Source organism: Streptomyces sp. NPDC019937 (assembly GCF_040631655.1).
GTDB lineage: Bacteria > Actinomycetota > Actinomycetes > Streptomycetales > Streptomycetaceae > Streptomyces.
Map to the genome: position 1 here is coordinate 110,156 of NZ_JBEYAL010000014.1, position 12,454 is coordinate 122,609.

Genomic DNA, 12,454 nt, shown 5'->3' on the forward strand with positions numbered 1-12,454 from the left:
GTCGCCGGGCGCGCAGTCCGCGCGACCCCGGTGCGCGGAGCCGACCCGTGGCCATAAGGTGACGGCGTGAGCATGAACACGCCCCCGGGCTGGTATCCCGATCCCGGCTACACAGGTCACGGCCCCGCCCTGCATCGGTGGTGGGACGGGTCCACCTGGACCGAGTACACGCGCGACGCCACCGCCCCCGCGGACTCGCCCTTCGGCCCGCCGCCCGCGCCCGGCTATCCGCCCGGCGCGGACGGCGGGCGGGGGATCGGCCGCGGTCCCCGGGTCGCGGTGCTCGCGCTGTCGGTGGGGGCCGTGGTCGCCGCGATCATCGGCGGCATCGTGCTGCTGGGCGACAGCGGGGACAGCGGTGACGGCGATCGGGCGAATCCGCTGCCCACCGCCCCCGCCCCGCCCGGAGGCGGCGGCGACGCCCCCTCGGACGGCCCGTCCGGCCTGCCCACCGACGGCCCCAGCGCGCCGCCCACCGACGATCCGAGCATCGCCCCGGACACCGCGAGCGGCATCAGCCTGCCCGTGCTGACGGGCTGGCAGGCGGGCCGCAGCAGCTCCGGCGGCGCGGGCGTGACCACCTCGCGCTACCCGTGCCCGGGGGACCCCTCCACCGACTGCGTGCGCGGCGGCGCCTTCTCCGGGACCGCCAGCGGCTTCAAGGCGGACACCGCCAAGGGCATCGCCGAGGAGGACATAGCCAAGAACGCCGAGGAGTCCTACGGCACGGACGAGGACACCGACCGCAAGGCGTACGGCGGGATCGAGTCGCATAAGCGGATCAAGGAGGAGGCGGTCGACGTCGCGGGGGAGAAGGGCTACCTGGTGCGCTGGAAGGTGATGACGAAGAAGGGCGACGACGGATACGTCCAGTCCCTCGCCTTCCCGTCGCCCACCGTCCCCGGCACCATGGTCCTGGTGCGCTTCGGCTTCGACGTGAGCGACAAGGCGCCGCCGCTCGGCGACATGGACAAGATCGTGGACGGCATCGAGGCCCTGGCGGGCGACGGACGGTCCATATAGGACCGCCCGCACCCCGCTACAGGAAGGTGTGGCCCTCGCCCCGGTACGTCGGCACCGAGTCCACCACCCGGTCGTCCTCGACCAGATGGAGCGTCGCGAACCGCTCGCACAGCTCACCGGCCTTGGCGTGCCGGAACCACACCTGGTCGCCGATCAGCAGATCGTCGGCGGCCGTGCCCAGCAGCGGGGTCTGCACCTCGCCCGGGCCCTCCTGCGGGTCGTAACGCAGCCCCTCCGGCAGATACGGCACCGGCAGCCGGTCCCGGCCCGCCGCCCCGGACGCCGGATAGCCGCCGCCCAGTACGGTCACCACGCCCACGCCCGGCCGGCGCACCACCGGCTGGGCGAAGAGGGCGGCCGGGCGGCCGCGGAAGGACGTGTAGTTGTCGAACAGCCGCGGCTGGTAGAGCCCGGACCCGGCGGCGATCTCGGTCACCGCGTCCTCGGCGGCGGTGTGCTGCACGCTGCCCGTGCCGCCGCCGTTGACGAATTCGAGGTCCGCCACCGCCCGGACCGCCCGGACCGCCGCCGCCCGGCGGGCCGCCAGCTCCCGGCGCGCCGTGCTCTGCATCAGCCGGATGGCGCGGGAGCGCAGCGGACGGCCGGTCACCGCGTCCCCCACCCCCGCGACATGGCCCTCGTAGCCCATGAGCCCGACCACCCGGAAGCCGGGGCGGCGCTCGATCGCCCGCGCCAGCCCGGCCAGCTGCTCGGGGGTGCGCAGCGGGGAGCGCAGGGCGCCGACACGGATCCGGCCGCCCAGCATCCGCAGCGAGGTGTCCAGCTCCAGGCAGACCCGGACCTCTTCGGTCCCGGCGCGCACACTGTCGATCAGGTCGAGCTGGCCGATGTCGTCCACCATGACGGTCACGGCGGCGGCGAGCTTGGGGTCGCCGGTCAGGGTGGCGTAGCCGTCCCGGTCGGTGGACGGGTAGGCGAGCAGGACGTCCTCGAAGCCCTCGCGGGCCAGCCACAGGGACTCGGAGAGGGTGAAGCTCATGATGCCCGCGAAGCCGTCCCGCGCCAGGGCCCGTTCCAGCAGCGCCCGGCACCGCACCGACTTGCTGGCCACCCGGATCGGCTTGCCTCCCGCCCGGCGTACCAGATCGCGTGCGTTGTCGTCGAAGGCCCTCAGGTCGACAATCGCCATGGGTGCCTCGAGATGGGCGGTGGCCCGGTCGTAACGGGCCCGGTCAGCGGCGGAAGGGGACATGTCGTGAAGCTTGCCAGAACGCCATTACCGCTGGGTAGAGGGCGGCCGGTGCGGAGGGTGCCCGGGGCCCCGTAGAGTGTCGCGCACGCCACGACCGGCAGGTCAGCGGCGTGATGTCCGTATTCGGGCCGCCTGCCCGAAAGGCGGTGGGGCGGCGCGGCGAGCCGGACGGAGCGACGTGGACCAGGTCTCGATGGGCGTGAGGGGGTGCCGGTGAGCGCGGACGCGGAACAGGCGCACTCTTCTCGTCGTACGCCCCCACCTCGCCCTGCGCACCCCCCGCGCACCGCGCCCACGCCCCGGTCCGCGCCCCCTCCGCGCACCGTCACCCCGCCCAGCGCCCCGCCCGGTTTCGGCCCGCCGGGGTTCGGCCCGCCGGGGTTCGGCCCGCCCGGCTTCGTCCCCGACCCGGAGACCCCCGTGCTCGGCGTCCCGGCGAAAGTCCCCTTCCCCCGGGGCGCCTTCCGCGGCGTACGGCACACCGGCCGCGGCGCCTTCACCGCCGACGGTCCGCGCGTACCGCCGCACCCCGGCGCCCCGCCGCGCCCGGCCGCCCCGCCGAGCGCCGGAACCGGCCACCACCGCGCGCGCGGCCGTACCGTGGCCGCCGCCGTCTCCCTCGTCCTCGGCGTCGGACTGCTCGGCGGCGCGGCGGCCGGCAGCTGGCTGGGCGACGGCCGCGGCGCGACGGCCTCGGCCGCCGACACCTACGCCACGGCGCGCGCCGCCTGGCACAGCGTCCCGGCGGACGACCTCTTCCCCCGCACCCTGCGCGGCGAGGGCGACGGACCCGGCGGCGCCGACCGGCTCTGGACCCGGATCGCGGTCGCCCCCGACAGCAGTTGCGGCGGCGGCTTCGATCCGCTGCTCGCCAAGGCGCTCTCCCCGGTGGGCTGCGAACGGCTGCTGCGCGCCACCTACACCGACGCCACCAGCACCAGCGTGACCACCGTCGGCCTGCTGATCACCTCGGCCGACCCCGCCGGGATGAAGGCCCTGCGGCAGCGCTTCACCGAGGACAAGCTGGACGAACGCGCCGATCTGATGCCCCGTCCGTACGCCGCGAAGGGCACCGCCGCCGCCCGCTTCGGCGACGACCAGCGCGCGAGCTGGCGCATCCGGATCCTGACCGACGCCCCCGCCGTCATCTACGCCGTCTCCGGCTTCGCCGACGGCCGCGAGGTCACCGACCCGCAGTCGGCGTACGAGGCCACCCGGCGCGGCGCGACCACCGCCCCCGCCCAGTCCGGCCTCGGCAACGACGCCCGCGGCATCGCCGACGCGACCGAGGACGCCTTCCGCCGCGCCCTGTCCAAGGCCCCGGCGGCGCCGGACGAGCCGGAGAAGCGGGGAAGCGCCTCATGAAGACCGCGCGGCGCATCGCCGTGGGCCTCGCCGCCGCCGGGCTGACCCTGGTGCCCGTAGCCCCCGCGCAGGCCGACGGCATCCAGGCCCAGGAGTGGGCGCTCGACGCCGTCCACACCCGCCAGGCCTGGCAGACCACCAAGGGCGCGGGGACGACCGTCGCCGTCCTGGACACCGGCGTCGACGACCGGCACCCCGACCTCGCGGGGCAGGTGCTGCCCGGCAAGGACCTCATCGGCTTCGGCGCCCGGCGCGGCGACCGCCCCTGGGCCCGGCACGGCACCGCGATGGCGGGCATCATCGCGGGCAGCGGACATGGCGCCGATGGCGGCGACGGCGTGCTCGGCGTCGCGCCCAAGGCCAAGATCCTGCCGGTGCGGGTGATCCTGGAGGACGGCGACCCCAAGCGCGCCAAGGCGCGCGGCTCCCGGGGCGGCGCGCTCGCCCAGGGCATCCGCTGGGCCGCCGACCACGGCGCCGACGTGATCAACCTGTCCCTGGGCGACGACAGCGCCTCCGCCCACCCCGAACCCGCCGAGGACGCCGCCGTGCAGTACGCGCTGGGCAAGGGCGCCGTCGTGGTCGCCTCCGCGGGCAACGGAGGCGACAAGGGCGACCGCGTCTCCTACCCGGCCGCCTACCCCGGCGTGATCGCGGTGACCGCCGTCGACCGCTACGGCAACCGCGCCGCCTTCTCCACCCGCCGCTGGTACGCCGGCCTCTCCGCGCCCGGCGTCGACGTGGTCATAGCCGACCCCGACAAGCGCTACTACGAGGGCTGGGGCACCAGCGCGGCCGCCGCCTTCGTCTCCGGCGCCGCCGCCCTCGTCCGCTCCGCCCACCCCGACCTGAGCCCGCGCCAGGTCCGGCAGGCGCTGGAGCGGACCGCCCGGAACCGCCCGTCCGGCGGCCACAGCGATGAGCTGGGCGCGGGCGTGGTGGACGCGGCGGCCGCCCTCAAGGCGGCGGCGACGATGAAACCCGAGCCCCAGCAGCCCGCCGCCGCGGCGTCGCCGCGGCGCTACTTCGGCAGCGGACCCGGCCGGACCCGGGCCTCCGGCGGCGAGGGCGGGGTCAACGAGACGGCACTGATCGCCGCCGTCGCCGGGGCGGGCCTGGTGGCCGCCGCGATCGTCCTGTGGCGCGGCTCGGGACCGCTGCGCGCCCCGCGCGCCCTGCGGCGCCTGAGCCCTCCACGCTGAGCGCCGCGAAGAGCCGCGCTCACGCCCGCAGCGCGGTGGCCGCCCCCACGGCAGCCCGCGCGGCCTGCTCCACCAGGGCCACCCCGGTGTTCATGTTCTTGCTGCCGTCGGACAGCACCGCCACCAGATAGGTGCGCCCGCTCGCGGTGACCTGGCCGATGCTGTTGACGTCCCACAGCCCGGTGGTGCTGCGCGGCAGCCAGCCGTTCTTCAGCCGCGTGCCCGCGCCCGCGTCGGCGGCGGCCGAGACACCCCAGTCCTGGCCGGTGGTGATCCGCCCCATCAGGTTCCGGATGTACGCCCGGGAGTCCGCGTTCAGCGCCGAGCCGTCCCCGAACACCGCGCGCAGCAGCTTCAGCTGGTCGGCGGCGGTGGTCCTGGTCAGCCCCCACAGCCCGGCCCGGCCGCCCCGGGTACGCGTGAGACCCAGCCGGTGCTGCGCCGCGTCGAACCCGTCCGCGCCGCCGACCGCCTTCCACAGCGCGGTCGCCGCGTCGTTGTCGCTGTGCTCGATCATCACGGTGGCGGCGTCGCGCTCCTTCGCGGTCAGCCCGCGCCGCTCGTCCTGCGCCTTGAGCAGCAGCGCCGCCAGGATGCCGACCTTGACGATGCTCGCCGTGTCGTACAGCCGGTTGCCGTACGTCGCGCTCGCCCCCGACCGGGTGTCCAGGAGCGCCACCGCGAACTCCCCGTCGCACGCGCGCGTCACCGGGGCCAGCGCGTTCGTCAGCGCCGTGCGCAGCGTACGGGCCGATGTGGCGGGCGGTGCCGCCGATGCCGTCGAGGACGCCCCGACCCCGGTCACCCGTCCCACGCCGCCTCCCTGGATGTCGCCCGCCGCGCACCGCGGGCCGGCGCTCGGCCGCAGCCGGGCGTTCGTCGGTGCACTGGTGGCCGCCCCGCACCCCAGCAGGGTCAGCGCGAGCGCCGCCACGGTCGCGATCACGGCCGGGCGGCGCGTTCTGTGACCGGGGCCGCGGCCCCGGTCCATCCCCCCTGACGTGTCGGTGCTCATGGAGGGGGAGGCTAGACGGCCCCGCCGCGCGACGGGGCACAAGGTGATGAACAACCCATGAGAGAGACCTCACGGCGGCCCCGATACCCTCGTGGAGTGGCGCTCAAGAACATTCCCGACCCCGGCTTCTCCGACGACGACGGCACCGCCGACGCCCGCCTGACCGCGGCGCTCGCCGCCTGGTCCGACGACCGCACCGCCGAACCCGAGGTGCTGGCCGCGCTGACCGGGGCGCGCCTGCTCGTCCCGGTGGTGGCTCTGCTCGGCGAGGTGGAAGAGGGGCCGCCCCATGGGCTGCGCGAAGCGTCCGCTGAGGGTGGTGGTGGGCGGCGGGCGGGCCTGCGCCGCGAGAAGACGAGCGACATGGCCGTGCCCACGCTGGAGGCGCCCGGCGGTCGGCGCGCCCTGCCCGCCTTCACCTCGCTGGAGACCCTGGCCCGCTGGCGCCCGGACGCCCGGCCCGTCGCCGTACCGCTGCGGCAGGCGCTGGAGGCGGCCGCGCACGAGAAGGCGGACACCCTGGTGCTGGACCTCGCCGGGCCCGTGCCGTACCAGCTCACCGGGCCCGCCCTGCTCGCCCTCGCCGAGGGCCGGACGAGCGCCGATCCGCTGGCCGACCCCGCGGTCGCCGAGGCGGTACGTACCGTGCTGGCCGCCGAACCGGGGGTGGTGCGCGCCCATCTGGCCCCGGCCGCGGACGCCGACGGCATGCTGGCGCTCGCCCTGGACCCGCACGCCCCGGCGCGCGAGACGGCGCGGCGGGTGGCGGGCGCGCTGGCGGCCGATGAGACCCTGCGGGCCAGGCTGGTGCGCGGGCTGACGCTGGCGCTGCTGCCGCCGGACGCGACCGTGCCCGGGGAGCCCCTCTTCAGTCGCTGACCCCGGCCCGCGCCGCTGCCACCGACCCCTGGAAACCGCCGCTGACCTGCGGCGGAACGGCCACCGGCAGGCGGAATCCCCCGATACGTCCCACAATGCATAAGGACAACTGGCGGTCCGAGCTGTGCGAGGAGAACGCCATGGAGACGAGAACGGTCGTATCGGAGTTCACCGGAACCGCGCTGCTGGTCCTCTTCGGAGTCGGTTCCCTGGTCCTGGCGGGCGACTACATCAACGCCGTCGGCATCTCACTCGCCTTCGGCTTCCTCTTCATCGCGATCGCCTACGCGTTCGGCCGCATCTCGGGCTGCCACATCAACCCCGCGGTCACCCTGGGGATGCTGCTGGCCGGGCGGATCGACGTCCGCAGGGCCGTCGAGTACTGGATCGCGCAGCTGGTCGGCGGGATCGTCGGCGCCGCGGTGCTCTATCTGCTGGCCAAGCAGGTGCCGAGACTGCGCACGGACGACGCGTTCGGCAGCAACGGCTACGGCGGCCGGTCACCGGTGGGCATCGGCGCGGGCGGGGCCTTCCTCGCCGAGGTCCTGCTGACGTTCCTGCTGGTCTTCGTCTTCCTCACGGTGACGCGGAAACTGGTGATGGCCGGTGTCGAACCGGTGCCGGTGGGGCTCGCGCTCGCCGCCGTCAACCTGGTCGGCATCCCGCTGACCTGGACCTCCGTGAACCCGGCGCGCAGCCTCGGCCCGGCGCTGTTCGCGGGCGGCGGGGCGCTCTCCCAGCTGTGGCTGTTCCTGGTCGCGCCCATGGTCGGCGGGGTGCTCGCGGCCGTCGCCCACCGGTTCACCCACCTCCACCCGGCGGGTCAGGCCGAGGAGGAGCAGGCCACGCAGCCGCGGCCCGGCCCGTGGGGGCGGATGCGCGGCGGGCGCCGCCCCGAGACGGGCGGCCCCGAGACGCGGGGACCGGAGGCGGCGTGACCCGGTTCGCCGGTCGGAGGACCGGGGTCACGCCCCCGGTCGGAAGACCGGGCCGGTGAACTTCTCGCCGGGCCCCTGGCCCGGCTCGTCCGGGACGGCCGACGCCTCACGGAAGGCGAGCTGCAGCGACTTGAGGCCGTCCCGCAGCGGGGCCGCGTGGAAGGAGCTGATCTCGGTGGCGCTCGCCGTGATGAGACCGGCGAGCGCGTTGATCAGCTTCCGCGCCTCGTCCAGGTCCTTGTGCTGCGGGCCCTCCTCGGCCAGCCCCAGGTTCACCGCCGCGGCGCTCATCAGGTGCACCGCGACCGTCGTGATCACCTCGACCGCGGGAACGTCCGCGATGTCACGGGTCATACGGTCGAAGTCGGGGGCGGGCTGCCCGCTGTTGGCGTCGCTCATGGTGGTCGAAGGCTCGCTTCCTGGTGGATGATGGGCTCCACCCTAGGACGCCGCCCGGCGGCCGCTCGTACCGGCCGGGGGAACCGGCCGTGTGACATGGGCGACGGCCCCGGCGGCCCTCGTCCGGCCCACCCGCGCGACCGCCCGGTGAGCATCCCGCGCGGGTCCTGGTATCGTAGGTAAACGACCGGCCGGTCACTCGCGTGTCCGGCCCACAAGTGGAGGCTCCGCACTCCCACCTCTCGGCTCACGGCCGACAGGTCATCGGTCAGGCTGCGCCCCGCGGTGACATCGCGGCGGTGCTCCCGGTCAGTGAGGAGCCCCGCCTGTGTACCGTCCCGGGGCGTTTTGTGCTTCTCGGCTCGGTGGTCTCAAAACAGACGTTACGCGGCAGTCCGCCAGACGGTCGCGTGGTGCAACCGAGGAGGATCCATCAGCGCCGAGCCCCGCATCAACGACCGGATTCGCGTCCCCGAGGTGCGACTCGTCGGTCCCAGTGGCGAGCAGGTCGGCATTGTGCCGCTTGCCAAGGCCCTGGAGCTTGCGCAGGAGTACGACCTCGACCTCGTCGAGGTGGCGGCGAACGCTCGCCCGCCGGTCTGCAAGCTCATGGACTACGGAAAGTTCAAATACGAGTCGGCCATGAAGGCCCGTGAAGCGCGCAAGAACCAGGCGCACACGGTCATCAAGGAGATGAAGCTCCGGCCGAAGATCGACCCGCACGACTATGACACCAAGAAGGGTCACGTCGTCCGGTTCCTCAAGCAGGGCGACAAGGTCAAGATCACGATCATGTTCCGCGGCCGTGAGCAGTCCCGGCCGGAGCTCGGCTTCCGGCTGTTGCAGCGGCTCGCCGAGGACGTCCAGGACCTGGGCTTCGTGGAGTCCAACCCCAAGCAGGACGGCCGAAACATGATCATGGTTCTCGGTCCGCACAAGAAGAAGACCGAGGCGATGGCCGAAGCCCGTGAGGCGCAGGCCGCGCGCAAGGCCGAGCGCCAGGGCGGTGGCCACGCGGAGGAGCCCGCCGAGGTGCCCACCGAGGAACCCGCCGAGGCGTGACCGCGAGGCGCGAGCCTCGACCGCCCACCCCGCCCGGGACCTCCGCCGGTTCCGGACACCAACCGAAACACATGACGCTTCCGAACGCCGGATCGCGGTACCCGCCGCGCCCGGGCCGCCCGGACAGCGCCCCGACGAGGAGTGAACGGCGACATGCCGAAGAACAAGACGCACAGCGGTGCCAGCAAGCGTTTCAAGGTCACCGGCTCCGGCAAGGTCATGCGCCAGCGCGCCGGTCGCCGCCACCTTCTCGAGCACAAGCCGTCCACGCTGACGCGCCGCCTGGAGGGCAAGGTCGAGATGGCCCCGGCCGACGCCAAGAAGATCAAGAAGCTTCTCGGCAAGTGACGCACCCGCCCCGCCGAACCGGCGGGGCGCGCGTCAGGCCGACCGGGACCTATTCGTTTCCGGGCCGTGTGAGTCACCCGCGGCCCCGTACAAGGAGTTAAACAAGTGGCACGCGTCAAGCGGGCAGTCAACGCCCACAAGAAGCGCCGGGCGATCCTCGAGCAGGCCAGCGGCTACCGGGGCCAGCGCTCCCGCCTGTACCGCAAGGCCAAGGAGCAGGTCACCCACTCTCTGGTCTACAACTACAACGACCGCAAGAAGCGCAAGGGCGACTTCCGGCAGCTGTGGATCCAGCGCATCAACGCCGCTGCCCGCGCCAACGGCATGACGTACAACCGCTTCATCCAGGGTCTGAAGGCCGCCAACATCGAGGTGGACCGCAAGATCCTCGCCGACCTCGCGGTCAACGACGCCAACGCGTTCGCCGCGCTGGTCGAGGCGGCGCAGAAGGCGCTGCCGAGCGACGTCAACGCGCCGAAGGCCGCCTGACCCTCGCGCCACCGGGCCCGCAGGTGATTCCTCACCTGCGGGCCCGCCCACGTCGGCGCCCCGCCGCCGGTTCCGTAACCGGGCGGCCCGGTGGCCGGTTCGGCGTCCCGCCGGTGCCCCCTGGGGTCTCGTCGCCGGGCGCGGCCCGGTGGCCGGGTTGTGCCCACCCGTTCCTCCCCCAGCTACCGCTGGGAGGTGCCCCCTGGCGGAACGCCTGCCCACAACCAGGGCATCACGGCGCCCGCCGCCCGGGGGCGCCGCTCCGACCCGGCTGGCGCCGGTCCGGGCGGTGCTGCTGCCCGGCGGCGGCCGGTTGACTGTTGTTCCCGGGGCCCGGGAGACCGGGGGCTTGCCCCCGGGTTCGGGAAGGGGCGGGGTGGGGGACGACCCACGCCGCGCCACCACCACACCGCACGAGAAAGCGCGCAGCCCATGGCGACCCCCGAGCTGACGTCCCTGCGATCGCCGCGCGTGACCGCGGCCAGACGGCTCGCCAAGCGCAGCTTCCGCGGCAAGGAGCGCCGGTTCATCGTGGAGGGCCCGCAGGCCGTCCGCGAGGCGATCGCGCACCTGGTCGAGGTGTACGCGACGCCCGACGCCGCCGCCCGGCACACCGGCATCGTCGAGGCCGCCCGCGCCGCCCGCGTCCCGGTCCTCACCGCGTCCGACGACGTGATCGCGGAGATGTCCGACACGGTCACCCCCCAGGGCATCGTGGGCCTCTGCCGCTTCCTGGACTCGCCGTTCGAGGAGATCCTGCGGGCCCGCCCCCGGCTGGTCGCGGTCCTGGCGAACGTACGCGACCCCGGCAACGCCGGGACCGTGCTGCGGTGCGCGGACGCCGCAGGGGCGGACGCGGTCGTGTTCACGGACGCCTCCGTGGACCCGTACAACCCCAAGGCGGTGCGCGCCTCCGTGGGCTCGCTCTTCCACCTCCCGGTGGCCACCGGCGTACCCGTCGAGGAGGCCGTCGGCGGCCTGAAGGAGGCCGGGGCGCGGGTGCTGGCCGCGGACGGGGCGGGGGAGCGCGACCTGGACGCGGAGCTGGACGACGACAGCCTCGGCGCGCCCACCGCCTGGATCTTCGGCAACGAGGCCTGGGGGCTGCCGGAGGCTACCCGCGCACTCGCGGACGAGGTGGTGCGCGTTCCGATCCACGGCAGAGCCGAGAGCCTCAACCTCGCGACGGCCGCCGCCGTGTGCCTCTACGCCTCCGCTCGTGCGCAGCGCGCTCCCACAGGGTGCCGTTCCGTGACCGGGACCTAGTAGGGTTTGCCCCCACACGAGGCCCAGGAGGGGGTGTGGGGATGGACGTCAGGACCTCCGGCGCCAGGGCGGCTGCGGCCGATGCCCACGCGCCCGGACGGACGCTGCCGGGCCCCGGCGGACACGACCGCCGGGAGCCCGGGACGGGGCACGGCGCGCACGACCCGTACGAGGCGCTGGGCGCGCTCGGCCTGCACCCGGACGATCTGCCCGACGGCTTGGTGGTGGCCGACGAGACGGGCCGGGTCACCTGCTTCAACGCGGCGGCGGGCCGCATCACCGCCATCCGCCCCGCGGACGCGATCGGCCAGCGGCTGGAGCGCGCGCTCCCGTTAGAGGACCTGGACGGCCGGCGCTGGTGGGCGCTGACCGATCCGTACGGAGGGCTGGCCACCCGCGTCGGCCAGCCCGAGCGCAATCTGCTGTTGCCCGGCGGCCACGAGGTCCTGGTCTCGGCCCGCTACGTGCGCGAGCGGCCGACCGGACCCGTGCGCCGCCTCGTCGTTTCGCTGCGCGGCACCGAGGCCCGGCGGCGCACCGAGCGCAGCCACGCCGAGCTGATCGCGACCGTGGCGCACGAGCTGCGCTCCCCGCTGACCTCCGTCAAAGGCTTCACGGCGACCCTGCTGGCCAAGTGGGAGCGGTTCACCGACGACCAGAAGCGGCTGATGCTGGAGACGGTCGACTCCGACGCCAACCGGGTCACCCGCCTGATCGCCGAGCTGCTGGACATCTCCCGGATCGACTCCGGCCGGCTGGAGGTGCGCCGCCAGCCGGTGGACGTCGCGGCCGCCGTGCGCCGCCATGTGCAGGCGCTCACCACGGCCGGGCACACCGCCGAACGCTTCATGATCAAGGTGCGGGGCCCGCTGCCCGGTCTGTGGGCCGACCCGGACAAGATCGACCAGGTGCTGGGCAACCTGCTGGAAAACGCGGTGCGCCACGGCGAGGGAACCGTCACCATCGAGGTGGCCCCCGCACCGCACCGGCCCGCGGCGGACGGCCCCGTCGTCGAAAGGACCGCCATCACCGTGAGCGACGAAGGCTCGGGCATCCCGGAGGAGTCGATGAGCCGCGTCTTCACCCGCTTCTGGCGGGGCAGCAAGCGCGGCGGCACCGGCCTGGGGCTGTACATCGTCAAGGGCATCGTCGAGGCGCACGGTGGGACGATCACCGTAGGCCGGGCCGCCGGGGGCGGCGCCGAGTTCCGATTTACGCTGCCCGTGGGCACCCCGGCCTACCTGGCCTGAGCGTT

The 12,454-nt window shown here is 74.5% G+C and carries 13 protein-coding genes; 10 read left to right on the plus strand and 3 right to left on the minus strand.

Annotation, left to right across the window (positions count from 1 at the left end; translation table 11 throughout):
- The first annotated feature begins 72 nt into the window (after window positions 1-72).
- Window positions 73-1,023 (plus strand): DUF2510 domain-containing protein, encoded by a 951-nt coding sequence (locus tag ABZ562_RS16325; protein WP_361479124.1) that lies wholly within the window; start codon window positions 73-75, stop codon window positions 1,021-1,023.
- 16 nt (window positions 1,024-1,039) lie between these two features.
- Here ABZ562_RS16325 and ABZ562_RS16330 read toward each other — a convergent pair whose 3' ends face one another.
- A complete protein-coding gene (locus tag ABZ562_RS16330) occupies window positions 1,040-2,236 on the minus strand; it encodes an amino acid deaminase/aldolase (protein WP_361479127.1) in 1,197 nt (398 codons plus the stop codon).
- Between the two features lie 213 nt (window positions 2,237-2,449).
- Here ABZ562_RS16330 and ABZ562_RS16335 point away from each other — a divergent pair, with 213 nt between their 5' ends.
- Both ABZ562_RS16335 and mycP read left to right on the plus strand, forming a co-directional pair.
- Window positions 2,450-3,601 carry a hypothetical protein gene (locus ABZ562_RS16335; protein ID WP_361479130.1) on the plus strand — a complete coding sequence of 384 codons (1,152 nt, stop codon included), beginning with the start codon at window positions 2,450-2,452 and terminating at the stop codon, window positions 3,599-3,601.
- Window positions 3,598-4,803: a type VII secretion-associated serine protease mycosin gene (gene mycP, locus ABZ562_RS16340; RefSeq protein ID WP_361479133.1), complete on the plus strand. Its 1,206-nt coding sequence runs from the start codon at window positions 3,598-3,600 to the stop codon at window positions 4,801-4,803. The genes ABZ562_RS16335 and mycP overlap by 4 nt, the downstream gene beginning before the upstream one ends.
- A gap of 19 nt (window positions 4,804-4,822) precedes the next feature.
- Here mycP and ABZ562_RS16345 read toward each other — a convergent pair whose 3' ends face one another.
- Window positions 4,823-5,818, minus strand: coding sequence for a serine hydrolase (locus tag ABZ562_RS16345; protein WP_361479136.1), 996 nt, complete (start codon window positions 5,816-5,818; stop codon window positions 4,823-4,825).
- 96 nt (window positions 5,819-5,914) lie between these two features.
- Between ABZ562_RS16345 and ABZ562_RS16350 the strand changes: the two genes are divergently transcribed.
- Both ABZ562_RS16350 and ABZ562_RS16355 read left to right on the plus strand, forming a co-directional pair.
- Complete coding sequence (locus ABZ562_RS16350) at window positions 5,915-6,697, plus strand: SseB family protein (RefSeq protein WP_361479139.1); 783 nt, start codon at window positions 5,915-5,917, stop codon at window positions 6,695-6,697.
- A 140-nt stretch (window positions 6,698-6,837) separates the two neighbouring features.
- Window positions 6,838-7,635, plus strand: a complete 798-nt coding sequence (locus ABZ562_RS16355) for an aquaporin (protein ID WP_361479142.1) — start codon at window positions 6,838-6,840, stop codon at window positions 7,633-7,635.
- Window positions 7,636-7,662: 27 nt separating this feature from the next.
- Here ABZ562_RS16355 and ABZ562_RS16360 read toward each other — a convergent pair whose 3' ends face one another.
- Window positions 7,663-8,034, minus strand: a complete 372-nt coding sequence (locus ABZ562_RS16360) for a DUF1844 domain-containing protein (RefSeq protein ID WP_361479145.1) — start codon at window positions 8,032-8,034, stop codon at window positions 7,663-7,665.
- Window positions 8,035-8,466: 432 nt separating this feature from the next.
- On the opposite strand from ABZ562_RS16360, the gene infC reads away from it, so the two are divergent.
- The 5 genes from infC to ABZ562_RS16385 all read left to right on the plus strand — a co-directional run bounded on the left by infC (window position 8,467) and on the right by ABZ562_RS16385 (window position 12,449).
- The gene (gene infC, locus ABZ562_RS16365; RefSeq protein ID WP_361479362.1) at window positions 8,467-9,096 is read left to right on the plus strand and encodes a translation initiation factor IF-3; all 630 of its coding nucleotides are present in this window, start codon (window positions 8,467-8,469) and stop codon (window positions 9,094-9,096) included.
- Window positions 9,097-9,249: 153 nt separating this feature from the next.
- Window positions 9,250-9,444 carry a 50S ribosomal protein L35 gene (rpmI, locus tag ABZ562_RS16370; RefSeq protein WP_361479148.1) on the plus strand — a complete coding sequence of 65 codons (195 nt, stop codon included), beginning with the start codon at window positions 9,250-9,252 and terminating at the stop codon, window positions 9,442-9,444.
- A 105-nt stretch (window positions 9,445-9,549) separates the two neighbouring features.
- Window positions 9,550-9,933, plus strand: coding sequence for a 50S ribosomal protein L20 (gene rplT / locus ABZ562_RS16375; RefSeq protein WP_009713826.1), 384 nt, complete (start codon window positions 9,550-9,552; stop codon window positions 9,931-9,933).
- A 432-nt stretch (window positions 9,934-10,365) separates the two neighbouring features.
- Window positions 10,366-11,199, plus strand: a complete 834-nt coding sequence (locus tag ABZ562_RS16380) for an RNA methyltransferase (RefSeq protein ID WP_361479151.1) — start codon at window positions 10,366-10,368, stop codon at window positions 11,197-11,199.
- 41 nt (window positions 11,200-11,240) lie between these two features.
- The gene (locus ABZ562_RS16385; RefSeq protein ID WP_361479154.1) at window positions 11,241-12,449 is read left to right on the plus strand and encodes an ATP-binding protein; all 1,209 of its coding nucleotides are present in this window, start codon (window positions 11,241-11,243) and stop codon (window positions 12,447-12,449) included.
- The last annotated feature ends 5 nt before the right edge of the window (window positions 12,450-12,454 follow it).